Raw genomic sequence first — 19,926 nt, forward strand, 5'->3', positions numbered from 1 at the left:
CCCCTCTGGATTACCGCAGCAGGCAATCCAGAAACATTTCGCCTGGCCGGGGAATTGGGCACAAATCTCTTGACCCATCTGCTGGGCCAAACCATTGAAGACCTGGCCGAGAACATTAAAATTTATCGTCAGGCTTGGCAACAGCAGGGACATTCAGGCATTGGCCAGGTCACCCTGATGCTTCACACCTTTATCGGAGAGGATCTCGACACCGTACGGGAGCAGGTGCGTCAGCCCCTATGCGCCTATCTAAACAGTTCTCTGGAACTCATGCTCAAAGTTTTGCCAGAGGCTGAAGTGACGGTCCAGGCTGACTCGTTTGACGAGGCAGATCGAGATGCGTTATTGTCCGCTGCCTTTGATCGCTATTTTGAGACCAGTGGTTTGCTGGGTACCCCAGAGAAATGCCTGGAGATGCTTGATCGGCTGCAGATGACTGGAGTGAATGAAGTGGCCTGCCTGATTGATTTTGGGGTGGATGTGGATCCGGTGCTTGCTAGCCTGGAATATCTCAAAACCCTGAAAGATCGGAGTAACTTAGCCCATCAATCTCGACAACCGGAACAAACCGTTCTCAATCAGATCCAGACCCATCAAGTGTCCCATCTACAATGTACTCCCTCCTGGCTGCGGATGCTGATGACAACGCCCGATGGTTTAAATCACCTGAGTGGTCTGCAGCATCTGTTGGTGGGGGGAGAAGCCCTGCCTCCAGCATTAGCTCAGCAAATTCGAGGAGCAATGCAGGGCAAAATCAACAATATGTATGGCCCCACTGAAACCACCATTTGGTCCGCCAGTTTCGGTATTGAGGCGATTGAGCAGGAGGCTGGCTCAACAGCCCCAGCAGTTGCCATTGGTCGCCCCATTGCCAATACCCAAATTTATATTCTAGACACCCATCTTCAGCCGGTACCCATGGGTCTGCCAGGGGAACTACACATCGGTGGAGATGGTTTATCCAGGGGCTACCGGAATCGACAGGAACTCACGACAGCAAAATTTATTGACAATCCCTTTGGGGCAGGACGTCTTTATAAAACAGGGGACTTAGCCCGCTGGCGATCGGACGGCAATTTGGAGTTTATGGGTCGGATCGACCATCAGGTCAAGCTCAACGGTTTCCGAATGGAGTTAGGAGATATTGAAACAGCCCTCAGTCACCATCCTGGTGTACAGGAAGCAGTAGTGATGGTGGCTGCCCAACAACAACTGGTGGCCTATTTTGTGCCATCGCCCACCTTGCCCAGGATGCAGTTGCCCAATGGTCTCACGGTGGCCCACTTTAGTGCCCATCAAACCCGCGCCATTTATGACGAAATCTTTGAGCAACAGATTTACCTGCGCCACGGCATTACGATTCAGCCGGGGGACTGTGTATTTGATGTGGGGGCCAACATTGGTATGTTTACCCTATTTGTTCAACAGACCTGCCCTGAAACGACAGTCTATGCCTTTGAACCAATTCCCCCCACATTCGAGCGCCTACAGGCCAATGTGCAACCCTATGGCGATCAGGTGACTGTCATCCCCCAGGGGCTTTCTAATCAGGCGGAGACACTAGAGTTCACCTTCTACCCTGAAATGTCGGGTGTTTCGGGGCGGTTTGCGGATCCAGACCAGGATAAGCAGGTGGCTGAGGCCGTGCTGATGAACTATGACATTGATCAAGTGCGTCAGTTTGTAGACGAGCGATATCGGTCTGAAACCTATGCCTGTCAGCTGACCACCTTATCAGACCTAATTCAACACTATGAGGTAGACCAAATTGATTTGCTCAAGGTCGATGTGGAAAAGAGTGAACTGTTGGTGCTGGAAGGAATCCAACCTCAAGACTGGCCGAAGATTAAGCAACTGACCCTGGAGGTGGAAGGGGCCGAAATGCTACAACAGGTCTGTCAACTACTAGAGTCCCATGGTTATGGTCTGGAGATTGACGACTATATTGTCTCCTCGGATGCACAATCTCCCATGGCTGGTCGTTATTTCAGTGATGAAAATAGCCAGGAGGACAATGGGAGTCATTCCCTAACAACCTTACAAACAACGAAATCAGAATCTGATTTGGAGGTGTATATGGTATACGCGGTACATCCATCGCGATCCCATGCCGCCCCCGCCCACCCATCAAAGAAACCGAAACAACAAGCGATAACGGATACCGCTACCACACCTGACGCACTGCGGCAATTCCTAAAAGCTCAGTTGCCAGCCTATATGGTACCCAGCCATTTTGCCTGCCTGGAGAAATTTCCCCTTACCCCCAATGGCAAAATAGATCGTCGGGCCTTACTCGCCCTGGATCTAAACCAGGAACAGTCCGCCACATGCGCCCTCTTTGTTGCCCCTCAAACCGAGCGACAAACATTGATTGCCACCCTCTTTGCTGGGGTGCTCTCCTTACCTCTGGAAAAGATTGGTATTTACGACAGCTTCTTTGAGTTGGGTGGCCATTCTCTATTGGCAACTCAGCTGGTGGCCCGCCTGCGCCAAACCTTTGAGGTGGAACTTCCCCTCCAGGCAATGTTTGAAGCTCCCACGGTGGCTGGAGTGGATGCTGTTTTCAATCAGAACCTGACAACCCATGGGATCGCTGCCATCACTCCAAGGTTACAGGATCATGCCCCCATCCCCCTCTCCTATGCCCAAGAACGGCTGTGGTTTCTCACCCAGCTAGAGGGTCTGTCTACCGCCTACTATGCCCATACAGCCCTGCGCATTCAGGGGAATCTAAATCTTACTGCCCTGACGGAGGCGATCCGTGAAATCGTCCGACGGCATGAAGCCCTGCGCACCACCTTTCCTTGGAAAGATGGCATGGCGGTACAACAGATGAATCCCGTTCCCCCAACACCGTTGCAAATTGTTCAGGCCGATGACCTGGAATTGTCCTTATCTGATTGGTTGGTGAAAGAGGCCCAGCAGCCGTTTGACTGGGTTGCAGGTCCCCTATTTAGGATTAAGCTAATCTGTTTTGATTCAACAGATATCAACAGATTAGGGAAGGCGGAAGGCGGAAGACGGAAGGCGGAAGGCGGAAGGCGGAATTCTGAGCCGACTGCAGTTCTTTCTATTACTACCCATTACCTGATCAGCGATGGGTGGTCCATGGGGGTGCTGATGCAGGAGTTGGCGGCGCTCTACACTGCTTATGACCAGGGGCACCCTTCACCGTTAACCGAACCGACAATTCAGTATGCTGACTATGCCCTGTGGCAGCGGCAATGGCTCCAGGGAGAGGTGCTACAGTCTCAGCTCAACTATTGGAAACGGCAGTTAGCTGAGAGTCCAGCCCGTTTAGAGCTACCCACCGATTATCCTCGGCCTGCCGTACAAACCTTCCAGGGGCAGCGTCATCGCCTCACTCTACCCCTGGCGTTAAGTCAGCAGCTAAACCAGCTAGGACAACAGCAAGGGGTAACCCTGTTTATGGTCTTATTGACGGCCTTTCAGCTGCTGTTATCTCGCTACAGTAACCAGTCCGATATCGTGGTGGGCACACCCATCGCTAACCGTCAACAGCCAGAGTTAGAACCGCTGATTGGATTCTTTGTCAATACCCTGGCCCTGCGTACCCAAATTCATCCGGAAGACACGGTGGCCACATTACTGCATCAGGTGAGACAGGTTGCTCTAGAAGCCTATGCCCACCAGGATGTGCCCTTTGAGCAAATTGTTGAAGCCCTACAGCCTGAACGAAGTTTGGCCCACTCCCCCATTTTCCAGGTACTGTTTTCTCTCCAAAATGTCCCCGTTGCCTCTACCCAAATACCTGGATTAACCTTCACCCCCATGGCCACGGAAACAGTTACGGCCAAATTTGACTTGACCCTTTCAGTGGAAGAAACAGAACAAGGATTGATTACGGATTGGGAGTACAACAGCAATCTGTTTGAGATGGCTACGATTGAACGAATGGCTAGCCATTTTGAGATTTTGTTGACCGGATTTGTGTTGGATGAGTCTCAACGGGTGGTCACCCTGCCGTTGCTGAGTGAGGCAGAGCGGCATCAGCTGGTGGTGGAGTGGAACGATACGGCGATGCCCTATCCCGAACACCAGTGCATCCATGACTTATTTGAGGCCCAGGTGGAGCGTACGCCAGATGCGGTGGCGGTGTCCTATTTAGATAACCAGCTGAGTTACCGGGAATTAAATACCAGGGCCAATCAGCTGGCCCATCATTTGAGAACGTTGGGGGTGGGACCTGAGGTTTTAGTTGGTCTCTGTGTGGAACGCTCCCTGGATATGATGGTGGGTCTGTTGGGGATTTTGAAGGCAGGGGCAGCCTATGTGCCGTTGGATCCTGGCTACCCGCAACAGCGGCTGCAGTTTATGGTGGACCATGCCCAAATTGCTCTCTTGGTGACCCAGGCCGATTGTTTTAAGGCGTTAGGGTTAGAGATTGCGCCGGAACAGGTGGTGTGTTTGGACCGAGATGGGGAGACTATCGCCCAGGCCAGTGTCGATAGCTGCCCCACGGACGTGACGGCGGAGAATTTGGCCTATGTTATTTACACATCTGGATCCACGGGGACTCCTAAAGGGGTGCAAATTCAACATCGGTCTGTGGTGAATTTCCTCACTACGATGCAGGATGAACCTGGATTGAGGGAATGCGATCGCTTGGCCGCCGTCACCACCCTGGCCTTTGATATTGCTGCCCTGGAGCTTTACCTACCGTTGACCATCGGCGCAGAGGTGGTAATTCTGCCCACAGCGGTAACTCGGGATGGTCAGCAATTACAGCGCCAATTACAGCCTCTAAACCCAGCCTCACATCAGGAATCTGACCAACCAGTGACCATCATGCAGGCCACTCCAGCCACCTGGCAACTGTTGTTAGCGGCGGGCTGGGCTGGGGAGTCAGCACCCATGACCATGCTCTGTGGCGGTGAAGGATTGCCGACAACTATAGCGCAACAGCTGTCAGCGTCAGGAGCAGACCTATGGAACCTGTACGGCCCAACGGAAGCGACGATTTGGTCCACTCGTTTCCAGGTGGAGACTGATGACCATCGCGCTAATGATACAGACCTAGCTGATGAATCTCGGGATACTAACTTTGAGCAGGTCAAATCTAAGGGGGGCAACTCTCTAGTCTCCATCGGTCGTCCCATTGGCAACACCCAGGTTTATATTTTGGATGACCATCTCCAGCCTGTTCCCATCGGTGTGCCAGGGGAGTTGCATATTGGTGGTGCTGGGCTGGCTCGGGGCTATTTGCATCAGCCGGATTTAACGGCGGAGAAATTTATCTCTAATCCCTTTGGTGAAGGCCGTCTCTATAAAACTGGAGACCTGGCTCGCTATGGTGCAGACGGTAATTTGGAGTATTTAGGACGTCTCGATCATCAGACTAAGGTGCGTGGCTTCCGCATTGAGCTAGGAGAGATTGAGGCGGTGCTGCGTCACCATGGGCAAGTGCAGCAGGCGGTGGTGGTTGTCCATGGTGATACCCCCAGTGATAAGCGCCTGGTGGCCTATATTGTGGGTGATGCACCGGAACTAGCCCTGAGTGACTTAAAAGCCTATCTAAATCAGCGGCTGCCAGCCTATATGGTACCCAGTACCTTTGTCCCCTTGGAAAAATTACCCTTAACTCCCAATGGCAAGGTAGATCGTCGCGCCTTGCCTGCACCGGGGCAACTGCAGGTGAGCGATGTGCAATACGTTAAGCCCGAAAGCGAGATGGAGAAAAAACTGGTGGCTATCTGGCAATCGGTGCTACCGGTGAAACGGGTGGGCATCCACGACAATTTCTTTGATGTGGGGGGGAATTCTCTGCTGCTGATTCAGGCATACCATGCTCTGCAGACAGATCTACAGCTTTCTGTTCCCCTGGTGGATCTATTTGCCTATCCCACCATTAAAGCTTTAGGGGATTATCTGACGAATCTATCTCAGGGCCAGCTGTCACCTCCTGAACGATTAAATTCTGACCAGCGAGATCAGGTACGGGCGGCGACTAGAGAACGACGACAGGCCCGACGGCGACATCGAGAACGTTAGACATTCACGCTCTCTACATGTGGATTAATGCAAGCAGAACAGGGGAAAAACAATGGTGCAACAGAATCACGACAATTTTAATCCTGACGCCAGAGATATTAGTGCGGATATTGCCATTGTGTCCATGGCTGGCCAGTTCCCTGGAGCACCGGATGTGGCATCATTCTGGCAAAATCTGCAGGCAGGGGTGGAATCCATTTCCCAATTCTCAGATCAGGAACTGTTGCAGGCAGGGGTGGATCCAGCGCTATTGGCCGACCCAAACTATGTCAAGGCCAAGGCTGTTTTAGATGATGTGACTGGGTTTGATGCTCCATTTTTTGATATCTCTCCTCGGGAAGCAGAAATTCTCGATCCCCAGCACCGGTTGTTTCTGGAATGTGCATGGACGGCGGTTGAAGCGGCGGGCTATGACCCTCAACGCTATCAGGGACTGATGGGTGTTTACGCTGGGGTGGGGGTGAATGGGTATTTGTTGCATCATCTGGCCCAGCGACAAGACCTGTTGCGGACGGTGGGTCTGTATCCCCTCTTTATTGCCAATGACAAGGACTTTTTGCCCAGTCGGGTGGCCTACAAGCTCAATTTGACCGGGGCGGCGGTGGCGGTGCAAACGGCCTGTTCCACATCCCTGGTAGCGGTCCATCTGGCCTGCCAAAGCCTCCTGAATGGGGACACCGATATGGCCTTGGCGGGCGGGGTGTCTATTTCGATTCCCCAGGGCACGGGCTATCTCTATCAAGAGGGCATGATTCTGGCCCCCGATGGCCATTGTCGGGCCTTTGATGCCCAGGCAAAAGGAACTGTGGTTGGTAGCGGTGTAGGGGTGGTGCTGCTGAAACGGTTGGAAGATGCGATCGCAGACGGCGACCCTTGCCATGCGGTAATTCGTGGCTCAGCCATTAACAACGACGGTGCCCTGAAGGTGGGCTACACGGCCCCCAGTGTCGCCGGTCAAGCAGCGGTGATCAATGAAGCCCTGGCAGTGGCCAATGTGGACGCCGACACCATTGGCTATATAGAAGCCCACGGCACCGGCACAGAACTGGGAGATCCCATCGAAATTGCCGCCCTCAATCGGGTATTTCGTCGTCAAACCGAGCAACCTGAGAAACCCACCTGCGCCATCGGCTCCCTTAAGACCAATGTGGGCCATTTAGATACGGCAGCGGGTGTGGCAGGTCTAATCAAAACCTTACTGGCCTTGAAGCACCAGGCCATTCCCCCCAGCCTTAACTTTGAAACCCCCAATCCCAATATTGATTTTGGTACGGGGCCTTTCTACGTCAACACCAAACTGCAGGACTGGCCCCGTGCTGATTCGCTCCAGCCCCGACGGGCGGGGGTGAGTTCCTTTGGCATTGGTGGCACCAACGCCCATGTGATTCTCGAAGAAGCACCCCCATTGGAACCATCGGGTTCTGCGCGTCCCTGGCAGTTGTTGTTACTGTCGGCCAAAACCCCATCGGCCTTGGCTCAGATGACCACCAACCTGGCTGATTTCTTCCAGGAACAATCGGCAACTGAATTAAATCTGGCCGATGTTGCTTACACCCTGAGCTGTGGACGGCAGGCATTTAATTATCGCCGTATCCTGGTTTGTCAGGACATTGACCAGGCCATCCAGGCATTACGGGCAGTTGCAGAGAACGCTGAGGAGATGCTAGCTCTGCCAAGCGGGCCTCAGGTTGTTACTGGATCGGGTAAACCACAGGGGAAATCTTTGACCTTTCTCTTTCCAGGCCAGGGCTCCCAACATGTCAACATGGGTCGAGACCTCTATCAAACCGAACCCATTTTTCGGGAACAGATAGATCGCTGTGCTGACCTGTTACAAACCCTGTTAAAACTAGATTTGCGCCAAATTCTTTATCCAGCTCCAGAACAGGAGGCCACCGCTGCGGCCCAGCTGCAGCAGACGGCAATTGCCCAACCAGCTCTCTTTGTGATCGAGTATGCTCTGGCCCAACTCTGGTTAGCCTGGGGATTAAAACCCACAGCCATGGTGGGCCACAGTATTGGAGAATATGTGGCGGCCTGCCTTGCCGGAGTGTTTAGTCTGGAGGCGGGACTGGCCCTAGTGGCTAAGCGGGGGCAACTGATGCAACAATTGTCGCCAGGGGCAATGGTGGCGATACCTCTGGCAGTAGAAACGTTGCAATCTCTTTTGGATAAAGATTCTAGGTTTAAAGAGATTGCGATCGCAGTTATCAATGAACCCAACCGCTGCGTAGTATCAGGCCCCAAGACAGCCATATCAGCTTTTGAACAATACATTACCAGTCAGGACATCGAAGGTCGTCGTCTACACACCTCCCATGCCTTCCATTCCCCCATGATGGAGCCCATCCTGGATGCGTTTCGCCAGCAGTGCCAGCAGGTTGATTTCCAGCCGCCCCAACGCCCCTACCTGTCCAACCTCACCGGCACCTGGATCACCACCGCCCAAGCAACGGATCCCAACTACTGGGTCCAACATCTGCGCCAACCCGTCCAATTTTCCCAGGCCCTAACCCAGCTTTGTCAGGATGCGGACCCACCACATACCCTATTGGAAGTAGGCCCTGGTCGTGCCCTTAGTTCCCTGGTCCAGAAGCATCCAGCCGGTCAGGGTCAGGCAGTGATTGCCACCCTGCGCCACCCTCGGGAAGATAAATCTGATAGGGCTACGTTGTTATCTGCCCTGGGACAGCTTTGGCTCCAAGGGATGGAGATTGATTGGCCTGCCGTCTATGGTCATGAACGTCGCCACCGTCTGGCCCTACCCACCTATCCCTTTGAACACCAACGCCACTGGATCGAGGCGTCTGATGCGCCCATGGGGACCTCTGGTTCTCTGGCTGCCCAATCAAATCAGTCCCAAGGCTTACATCGAAGAGAGTTTAAAGATTGGTTTTATGTCCCCTCTTGGAGCCGTTGTCCCATTCCCCCAGTTAAGCGAGAAACCCAGACTGTTACAGATACGATTCTTGTCTTTGTTGATGATCTCAATGTGGCGACTCCCCTGATTAAGCAGCTAGGGCGAAATGATCGCACGATTATCCAAGTCCAAATTGGCGAAACGTTTCAATCTCTAGGAGAGAATCATTACAGCCTTAATCCCCAGCAGCGAGAGGACTATGACCATCTACTCCAGGCGTTGCAACGTTTGGAACAACAGCCCGATAAAATTCTCCATCTTTGGACGTTAGTTCCACAGGTATCTGAACCAGTTCAATCTACGGATCAGTCTCTGGCCCTGGGCTTCTATGGTCTTCTCTTCTTAGCTCAAGCTTGGAACAAGCAGGAGTTTGACCATTCCTGTGATCTCGTTGTGATTACTCAGCATCTCCAGAGGGTCACTGGAAAAGAACATCTGCTTCCCAACCAGGCCACCCTGTGGGGAGCCATCCGGACTATCCCTCAAGAAATCGCTGGGTTAACCTGTCGCTGTGTGGATATCCTGTTGCCTGATTCAGCATCCCAGCCTGACCTTGCTTTAGAGCCATCATCAAACCTTATCCATCAACTCGTTACAGAGATGGAAGCACCAGCAGGAGAACCCGAAAACCAGGCAATTGCCTATCGGGGTCCCTATCGCTGGGTCCAACAATTTCAGTCTTTTCCGATGGAATTAGAAAACCAGGGAGAGACGCTGTTGCGACCAGAGGGTATCTATCTGATCACGGGAGGTTTAGGCGGGTTAGGACTGACCATAGCTCAACATCTGGCTCAACATTGGCAAGCCAGGCTGGTGTTGATGAGTCGGTCCTTCTTTCCTCAGGAGTCAGACTGGCAAAATTGGCTGGAAACCCACCCTTCAGATGATTCCATTAGCCTTAAAATTCTTGCCCTACAGGCTTTGAAGGAAGCGGGGGCAAAGGTTTTAGTGGTCACGGCGGATGTTTGCGATCGCACAGCTCTCCAGCAAGAGATAACCAAAGCCATTCAACAATTTGGTCCTATCAACGGCGTTATTCACGCAGCAGGTATTCCCGGTGGTGGGGTAATCGATCTGCGCACCCAGGCAGAGACAATAGCCGTCTTCCAACCCAAGCTACAAGGCACCCTAACTCTAGACCAAACATTGCAGGACTTAAACGATCGCCCACTAGATTTTATGGTGCTCTGTTCTTCTGTGACCGCCATTACGGGGGCCGTAGGACAAATCGACTACTGTGCCGCCAACGCCTTTCTCGATGCCTATGCCCAGGCTCGTAATGTAAACTCCCCCACCCGTTACCTGGCCATTAACTGGGAGAGTTTACAACAGGTGGGCATGGCAGCAAAGGCAATGGAAACCTTGTCTGAACGTCTCGCAGGCGATCCATCCAACCACTGGCTGCTGAACCAGATGCGCTCAGAGCTAGCCCTTGGTCTTTTCCCCACTGACTGTGGTCAAGTGCTAGAGCAGTTGTTGGGGCAACCGGAACCCCAGGTGATCGTTTCCACACGAGAGTTAACTTCCCGCCTGACGACCCAACGGCGGATGGGTGACCGTCCAGAACACCATCAGCCAGCCGCTACCCCCTCGATCAAATTTCCCGTGGTCAATGTGTCTGATGACCCAGTGGAAAATAAAATTATTGGAATTCTCCAGGCCCTGCTGGGCCGCGACACCATTGGCATCCACGACAACTTCTTTGAAATGGGGGGAGATTCGCTTATCGGCATGCAGTTTTTAGCCCACCTGCGGCAAACCTTTGCCATCGATCTATCCATTACCACCGTGTTTGAAGCCACCACCATTGCCCAGCTGGCCACTGTAGTTAAGGCTAAGCAGCCGTCTGCTATGGCTAGCTCCTCCACCGCCGACCTGGATCAGCTAGAAGACATTTTGAACCAGGTAGACACCCTAAGTGAGGAGGAACTCAATGCCTTAAGCCAACCCTAATACCCCATCACCCCATCACCCATCCACCCATTCACCCTAACAGCCGGTGACCTAACACCCAAGAACACCAGCCGCGCAAGGAAAAGACCCATGCCAGAGCAAAGCCAGCTGCAGCAACAAACCAAAATCAAAAGCCTGATCAAACGGCTCGCAAATTTGCCGCTGCAAAAGCGAGATGCTGTGCTTGCACTGCTACAAAAGCAAGGGATTGACCCGGCTAATTTGCCGATCTGGTCCTGCGATCGCACCACCAACCATTTCCCCCTCTCCTGGACCCAGGAACAGCTCTGGTTAGTGGATCAGTTAGCAGGTCCCAGCCCCACCTACAACTTTTTGGTGGTGATGCAGGTGAAGGGGCCATTAAAGATTGATGCACTGCAGCAGACACTCAATACGCTAGTGCAGCGCCATGAGATTTTGCGCACCACCTTTAAATCCATTGATGGTGAACCCAGACAGGTGATCCATGCCAGCGGTTTCTGGCCCCTTTCTCTGGAACATTGGCCCCATGGGGAAACAACTTCAGATTTTCAGAATGACAAGCCTGCCCCCCTAAACTCTGTTGCCGACCTTGCCCCAGGTCTGCAAACCTGGATTCAGCAAGAAGCTGCCAGGTGCTTCGATTTAGCCACGGGGCCACTGGTGCAGGCCAGCCTGATGCAGCGATCGCCCACCGACGCATTGTTGGTGTTAAATCTGCACCATATTATTTGGGACTGGTGGTCCATGGGCTGCTTTAGCCAGGAATTAGCCCACCTGTATCGCGCCCATAGCCAGGAACAATCCCCCCAGCTGCCACCGCTCTCCCTACAGTATGTGGATTATGCCTGCTGGCAACGCCATTGGCTACAAACAGACAGGCTTAACCAGCATTTGGACTATTGGCAACAACAACTGGCCCAGGCTCCAGCCTTGTTGGAATTGCCCACCGATTATCCCCGTCCCCCAGTGCAAGCATTTAACGGGTGCACCCACACGGTTCATCTGTCTCCTGCTTTAAGTGCCCAGGTGAGAGACCTGGCCCAGCAGCAGGGGGTAACCCTGTTTATGTTGTTATTAACAGTCTTTCAGATTCTGCTCCATCGCTACAGCGGTCAGCCCGATATCCTGGTGGGCACCCCCATTGCCAATCGCCAGCGTCCTGAATTGGAGTCGTTACTGGGGTTCTTTGTGAATACCCTGGTGCTGCGCACACCCATTGATGAGACCGCCACAGGTGCCGAGCTGTTGCAAACGGTGAAAGCGATGGCATTAGAGGCCTATGCCCACCAGGATGTGCCCTTTGAACAGGTGGTGAAGGCGTTGCAACCCCAACGCAGTTTGGCCTATTCCCCCATTTGCCAGGTGATGTTTGTGTTGCAAAATACTCCGCTAACAACATTGGCTTTGGATCAGGTGAGTCTGACACCGTTGTCTGTGGATGCTGCGATCGCAAAGTTTGATTTAACTCTCTCAATCCGTGAGACAGACCAGGGGCTGATGGCAACCTGGGAGTATAACCGTGATCTATTTGAAACTACCACCATTAAACGGATGGCCAGCCATTTTGAGCGCTTGTTGACTGGCCTGGTGGCAGATATATCCCAACCGGTGAGCGCTCTGCCCATGCTTAGTGAAACGGAGCGGCATCAATTGTTAGTGGACTGGAATCAGCCCGCGGTTGTGCCTCCAGAGGTAGAAGCTGCCTGCCCCTATATTCATCAGCTATTTGAAACCCAGGTCACCCGCACACCCGATGCCACCGCACTGGTGTTTGAGGGAGAAGAACTCAGCTATCGCCAGTTAAACAATCGGGCTAATCAACTGGCCCATTATCTCCGCAGCCTGGGAGTTGGCCCTGAGTCATTAGTGGGTCTCTGTATGTCGCGCTCAATAGACCTGGTGGTAGGGCTGTTGGCAATTTTGAAGGCGGGTGGGGCCTATATTCCCCTGGACCCCACCTATCCGTCCCAACGTCTGCAGTTTATGCTTCAGGACTCACAGGTGAACGTTCTGGTGACTCAAAACCAGCATCTGGAGTTGTTCTCAGACTATAACGGCAAGATAGTCTGTTTGGATAACTGTGGGCAGGATGATACATCGAAAATTGCCCAGTATCCTGCAGAGAATCTTCCCAGAAATGGGACTGCCGAGAATCTCGCCTATGTGATCTACACTTCGGGCTCCACTGGCAACCCTAAGGGAGTACTCATTCCCCATCGCAATGTTATTCGCTTATTACGGACTACCCAGGACCTTTATCACTTTAATCAACAAGACTGTTGGACCCTGTTCCATTCCTATGCCTTTGATTTTTCAGTGTGGGAAATCTGGGGGGCATTATGCCACGGTGGTCGCTTGGTGATTGTGCCCTATTGGGTGAGTCGCTCTCCCCAAGACTTTTATGATTTATTGGTGCGTCATCAGGTCACAGTGCTTAATCAAACCCCTTCAGCCTTTCAGCAATTGATGCAGGTTGATCAAGACCACGCTGTTGATTCCCTTGGGCTGCGCTACATCATTTTTGGCGGTGAGGCACTACAGGTGGAAAGTCTCCTACCCTGGTTTAATCGCCATGGTGAGGACCAGCCCCAATTAATCAACATGTATGGCATCACCGAAACAACGGTCCATGTTACCCATCAACCGTTAACGGCTGAGCACTCACAACAATCTTGCAATTCCATTGGTAAAGCCTTAGCTGACCTTCAAATTTATGTATTGGATCATGGTCTACAGCCAGTGCCCATTGGGGTGGCAGGGGAATTACACATTGGTGGTGCCGGTCTTGCTCGTGGCTATCTCAATCGACCAGAGCTAACGGCAGAGAGATTTATTGCCAACCCTTTTGGGGCAGGGAGACTGTATAAAACAGGCGACCGGGTGCGGTATCGCACCGATGGCAGTCTTGAGTATCTGGGACGGCTGGACCATCAAGTAAAAATTCGCGGTTTTCGCATCGAGCTAGGTGAAATAGAAACGGTTCTCAGTCAGCACCCGCAAGTACAACAATGTATTGTTATTTCCCAGGCCAATGCCTCTAGCGATCCCTGTCTGGTGGCCTATATGGTGCCCAATAGCGATCTAAACTCTGGCGCAACAGAGACTTATGCAACAGAGACGGGCGATATAGATACCTATGCTCTGAAAGCCTATTTGAAGGAGCATTTGCCTGACTATATGGTGCCAACAGGGATCATGTCTCTTACCGCATTTCCATTAACCGCCAATGGCAAGATCGACCGTCAGGCCCTGCCTGTATTTGATGGAGCGAGTCCCGCAGCCACCTATATTGCCCCGATTACAGAGCGACAAAAACACCTGGCCAGTCTCTTTGCTGATGTGTTATCCCGACCCATTAATACCATTGGTCTCCACGATAGCTTTTTTGACCTGGGGGGTCATTCTCTCCTTGCGGCCCAGTTAGTTGCTCGTATTCGTAGCACATTAGATCTGGAAATGCCCCTGCGCACCCTGTTTGAATCTCCTACTATAGATGCCCTGGATGCTGCTCTGGATAAGGCTGCCTACCCTTCTCGGTCTGTCCCTCCCATTACGCCTCGATCCCAGAATGACTCTCCTATCCCCCTCTCCTTTGCCCAGGAACGATTATGGTTTTTGGCTCAGCTGGAGCAGCAGGAAAATCAGGTACAACAACAGGCGGAGCCATTGGCCATTTATAACATTTTTGCAGCCGTTCGCATCAGTGGCAGACCCAATGCCGCCGCTTTGCAACAGGCCCTGGATACCCTGGTGCATCGTCACGAGAGTCTGCGTACTCGATTTCCCGTTGTTGAGGGTGTGGCCAGGCAAGTGGTTAAGCCTACAGTGCAAATTCCGTTAGTGGTTATCCCAACGTTGGAGATTCCCCTGGAGGATTGGTTGTTGCAAAGGGCACAACAACCTTTTGACCTGGAACAAGGTCCCTTACTACGGATGGCGTTAGTCAATCTCGATGACGGGGCTGCGGTGCTAGCGGTAGCAATACATCACATTATTAGCGATGGTTGGTCCATGCAGGTGCTGATTCAGGAACTTGCCCATATCTACACAGCCTATGCCCAGGGCCAACCTGCGACCCTGCCGCCGTTAAAAATTCAATATGCTGACTATGCCCTCTGGCAGCGCCAGTGGTTACAGGGGGAAGATTTAGCCACCCAGTTAAGCTACTGGCAACAACAGTTGGCCAATCTACCACCGTTGTTAGAATTGCCTACCGATCGCCCCCGTCCTGCCGTCCAAACGTTTCAGGGGCGGACCCATAGGATCAGCTTGCCGCCAGACTTAAGCCAGCAGGTGCGTGCCTTTGCCCAGCAGCAGGATGTCACCCTATTTATGCTGTTGCTAGGCACCTTCCAACTTCTGCTCCATCGCTACAGTGGGCAACGGGATATTGCAGTGGGTACCCCTGTGGCAAATCGTCAGCGGTTTGAACTGGAACCTTTGATCGGCTTTTTTGTAAATACGCTGGTGCTTCGCCTTGGTGTGGACGAAACAGATACGGTTGTTGCCTTTCTAACCAGGGTGAAACAGATGGCCCTGGAGGCTTACGACCATCAAACTGTGCCATTTGAACAGATTGTGGAAGCTCTGCAGCCTGAGCGTAGCCTGGCCTATTCTCCCCTTTTCCAAGTGATGTTTGCCCTGGATGCTGAGATTGCTCCCCTGGCTTCGTTGCCCGCTGGCCCATCGGAACTTACCCTGACGCCTCTGGCTGTGGATAGTGCGATCGCAAAATTTGACCTCACCCTGTCGATCACAGACACCACCCCTGCCCTGGTCACCCATTGGGAATACAACAGCGACCTATTTAACCCCAATACCATCGAGCGCATGGCCCAGCAATTTATCACCCTGCTGCAGGGCATGGTGACCAGGGCATCCAGCCCCATCAGTGAGCTATCCCTCCTGACGGAGCCAGAACGACACCAGCTATTGATGGAATGGAGTGGTGCCCATGGTGAATTTAATGGCATCTCCGATGCCCAGAACCGAGAGACCGGAGGCCAATTTAACGCAGGAAATTTTACTGGAAATGAAGTTCAGTCATTAAAGCCTAGAGTCCAATCTTCTTCCGCCTTCCGCCTTCCGCCTTCCGCCTTCTACCCTAGCCAAGATTTCTCAGCTAAAGTTGATACCCGAGAGACCTACGACTGTATTCATCACCTGTTTGAGGCCCAGGTGCAACGCACACCAGATGCGATCGCCGTCAGCCTGGAATCGGAACACCTGAGCTATCAAGCCTTAAACCAGCGAGCTAACCAGCTAGCACATTATCTCCAAGACTTGGGCATAGGTCCCGAAACCCTTGTGGGCATTTGTATAGACCGCTCCCTCGACATGGTAGTGGGGCTATTGGGCATCCTCAAAGCTGGCGCAGCCTACGTTCCCATCGATCCCACCAGTCCCCTAGCTCGCCTTGCCTTTATGCTACAGGATACTGGCCTATCTCTTCTGCTGACCCAGCACCATTTGCTGACGGCATTGCCAGACCACGGGGCAAAAACGGTGTGTTTAGATAGCGACTGGTCAACCATTGCCACCTGCCCCTCTACCAATCCCATCAGTCAGGTGGGTGCTGAGAATTTGGCCTATGTCATCTATACCTCCGGTTCCACTGGCCAACCTAAGGGCATTTTGATTGAGCACCAGGCCTTGATAGCCTTTACCCAAACGGCCATCACCACCTATAGTTTTTCCCCCACAGACCGGGTACTACAGTTTGCCTCCATTAGCTTTGATGCTGCTGTCGAAGAAATTTATCCCTGCTTGAGCGTCGGAGCCACCCTGGTGCTAAGAACTGAGGAAATGCTGGCTTTAGACCGATTCTGGTCCCAATGCCAGAACTGGCAAATTACCGTCCTCGATTTACCCACGGCCTACTGGCATCAACTGGTTTCCCAATTTATCCCCCAATCTTTGCAGCCTCTGCGGTTAGTCATTATTGGAGGAGAACGGGCAGACCCCAGGCAGGTTAACCATTGGCAGCAAAATGTCGGGCAGTTTCCCCAGCTGATCAATAGCTATGGCCCCACAGAAACCACCGTTGTGGCCACCACTTACAATTTTTCCACCAATAAGACTTCTGAAGGAACCCGGTTAGTCGAAGTACCCATAGGGCGACCCCTGGCCCATGTCCAAACCTATGTCCTGGACGCTCACCATCGACCGATGCCCATGGGCATTCCTGGTGAATTGTACATTGGCGGAGCCGGACTGGCCCGAGGTTATCTAAATCAGCCAGCATTAACAAAAGAGAACTTTATACCCCATCCCTTTGGCGCAGGACGACTCTATAAAACAGGCGATCGTGTGCGGTATCGCTCCGATGGCAATATTGACTATTTGGGCCGTTTGGATGACCAGGTAAAAATTCGTGGCTTTCGTATTGAGCTAGGGGAAATTGAAGCGTTGCTCCATAGCCACCCCCAGGTGCAGCAATGTGTTGTTGTTACCCAGACTGATTCCCTGGGCCACTCGACATTGATCGCCTATGTTGTTGTCCAGGATATCAGTAACGAGACAGACAATGAGACAGGTAATGAAACAAATGGAGCGATTGAGACCAGTGCCTTAAAAGACTATCTGAAACAGTCCTTACCCCCCTATATGGTCCCTCAGTTGGTAGTCCCCTTGGATACCCTGCCACTCACCCCTAACGGAAAAGTAGATCGCCATGCCTTAAGGGCTCCTGATGGGGCTTTAGCACAGTCTCTCTCCTCCCAAACCTACATTGCACCTCGCACGCCGATTGAATTGCGGCTGGCCAAAATCTGGTCAGAAATCCTGGAGATGCGCCCCATAAGTGTGCAGAGTACATTCTTTGATTTGGGCGGGCACTCCCTCCTGGCAGTTCAGCTGATGGCCAGGCTCCAGCAAGAATTTCAGGCCGATCTGCCCTTGGCTATCCTGTTCCAATCTCCCACGATTGAACAGTTGGCCATGTATCTTGAGCGGGATGGGGGGATTGATAGCGTTTCAGAGACGGTTCTAGTTCCGATTCAGGCACAAGGGAACAAAACACCGCTGTTCTGTATCCACCCCATCGGTGGAAATGTTTTTTGCTATGCCGCCCTGAGTCAGCAGCTAGGGGCAGACTATCCCCTGTACGGCCTCCAATCCCTGGGGCTGATGGGGCAACAGCAACCGTTGACCACCATTGAGGCCATGGCAGCAACGTACTGCGAAGAAATTAGAACGGTTCAGCCCCATGGCCCCTATCATCTGGCGGGCTGGTCCATGGGGGGCGTTGTTGCTTATGAAATGGCGCAGCAGCTTAGCCAGCAAGGGGAAACGGTAGCGTTATTAGGTTTGATTGATAGTTACCTCTACTGTCCAAATATAGTCACTGATGGGGAAAATGACCCAATGGATCACCCAGAATTCAATCAGGGGTTGTTGTTGATGGAGCTACTCAAAGACTTGGCTGGACAGATGGGGCAACCCTTACCGTCCCCATTACAAATCCTTCAAACTTCTCCCATGTCCCTTGCCCAGGCATTTGAGCTCAGCCAGCAGCACCAGCTTCTGCCTCCCGGTGTGACGTTTCACCGTTTAGAGCATCTTTGGCAGGTATTTCAGGCTAATGTGCTGGCCCTACACCAATATCGTCCCCAGTCCTATGGTGGATCAGCATTACTCATCAGTGCTGGTGAATCTGTGACACAGGCTTCGGATAAAATCTCGGAGCGCGTCCGAAATTCAGCTAGTCTGAGCTGGGAACAGATCCGTTGGGAGCAAATTATCCAAGGGGATTTCAAACAATTTACTATTTCTGGAGATCACTTTAGTCTCTTGAGAGAAGCCGATCAGATAACTCCAATCACCCATTACCTGAAGTCCTATATTTCGCTTTAACCCCCATGTCACAGCTCAATTTCTTGCAAATTAATTATGAGGTCTGAATCGTGAATCTTCCCTGTAATCCGTGCCTAAAATTTAAGACGTTTGGCATACGTATATCTAGCAAATACAAGTACCCCTAGGTTAACAATATGAGCAGGCCAAGGCATGGGACGCAGAATGTCCAAAATCAGAACAATTCGGCTTTCGGAGGCATTGTTATGAACCTGATGTACATGGGTATCATCGAAGAGAATACTGTTGCCCTTTTGCCAGGTGTGGGGCTGATCTTTGATGTAAATTGTTGGCGGATTTATATCGGGAACGATTAAAGGCAGATGATAACGTAAATATCCTCGGGAAGGGCCTTCGTGGGCGGGAATACTTTTCCCTGGATCCAAAATGGAGAACATAGCCTGTACTAGCCCCGGCACTTGATGGATTACTTCCACGGTTTTAGGACATCGTTGTCGATTTTTCAGTGGCTTTTCTCCTAAGGAGAATAAAATAAAGGTCCGCCAACTTTTTTGAGGATCACTCCCTTGGGAGATGGTGGTTTGATATTGATCAACCTCATGATATTTAGGTATTTGGCTCTGATCTGGCAACAAATCTAAAAGCTCTGCATAAATCTCATTAAGCGCATTATCTACAATTCTTAATTCGGGGCAGGTTTGATCAATATTAAAGAAAACAGGACGACTGTCTCCCCCTATAAATAAATCGAAATATCGATTTACCAGCTCAGTTAATCTCAGTCGAGAGAGAGTCGTATGCACAGTATAATAAAACCTTTTCATTTGATAAATCCTTGCTAGGAAAACATTAGAGACAACCCATGGGCATATCAATGGTTCAAACGATTCAAAAGGGAAACGAAACTAAGATTTTGGTAGTCCTACTGGCCAGTATCTTAATGGACTTTCTGGGCTTTGGCATCGTGCTTCCCCTGTTGCCTTTCTATGCCCAATCCCTGGATGCGTCTCCATTGGCAATCAGCATTTTGCTGGGGTTATTTCCTATGATGTTGACCTTTGCACCCACCTTATGGGGCAGTTTGAGCGATCGCATCGGCCGTCGTCCGGCGTTTCTTTTCAACATTGCGGGGACAACTTTATCCTTTTTGTGGCTTAGCTTTGCTAACACTTTATGGATGTTGTTTATGGCCCGTATTCTAGGGGGCTTGAGCAGTGCCAGCATGGTGATTGCTCAAGCCTATG

General features: G+C 51.9%; 5 protein-coding genes. 4 read left to right on the plus strand and 1 reads right to left on the minus strand.

Features of this window, described 5'->3' with window-relative positions; all coding sequences use genetic code 11:
* The 3 genes from DXZ20_RS25055 to DXZ20_RS25065 form a co-directional block, all read left to right on the plus strand.
* The coding region (locus DXZ20_RS25055) for a non-ribosomal peptide synthetase (RefSeq protein ID WP_250565918.1) at window positions 1-6,012 on the plus strand (6,012 nt) is incomplete at its 5' end.
* A 52-nt stretch (window positions 6,013-6,064) separates the two neighbouring features.
* Complete coding sequence (locus DXZ20_RS25060; RefSeq protein WP_163701792.1) at window positions 6,065-10,885, plus strand: SDR family NAD(P)-dependent oxidoreductase; 4,821 nt, start codon at window positions 6,065-6,067, stop codon at window positions 10,883-10,885.
* A gap of 90 nt (window positions 10,886-10,975) precedes the next feature.
* On the plus strand, window positions 10,976-18,721 hold the full coding sequence (locus DXZ20_RS25065; RefSeq protein ID WP_163701794.1) for an amino acid adenylation domain-containing protein: 7,746 nt from the start codon (window positions 10,976-10,978) through the stop codon (window positions 18,719-18,721).
* A gap of 74 nt (window positions 18,722-18,795) precedes the next feature.
* Here DXZ20_RS25065 and DXZ20_RS25070 read toward each other — a convergent pair whose 3' ends face one another.
* Complete coding sequence (locus DXZ20_RS25070; protein WP_163701796.1) at window positions 18,796-19,506, minus strand: aspartyl/asparaginyl beta-hydroxylase domain-containing protein; 711 nt, start codon at window positions 19,504-19,506, stop codon at window positions 18,796-18,798.
* Window positions 19,507-19,544: 38 nt separating this feature from the next.
* On the opposite strand from DXZ20_RS25070, the gene DXZ20_RS37795 reads away from it, so the two are divergent.
* A partial coding sequence (locus tag DXZ20_RS37795) for an MFS transporter (RefSeq protein ID WP_250565919.1) occupies window positions 19,545-19,926 on the plus strand: 382 nt, incomplete at its 3' end.

Origin of the sequence: Adonisia turfae CCMR0081, assembly GCF_011009555.1 — a bacterium.
GTDB lineage: Bacteria > Cyanobacteriota > Cyanobacteriia > Phormidesmidales > Phormidesmidaceae > Leptothoe > Leptothoe turfae.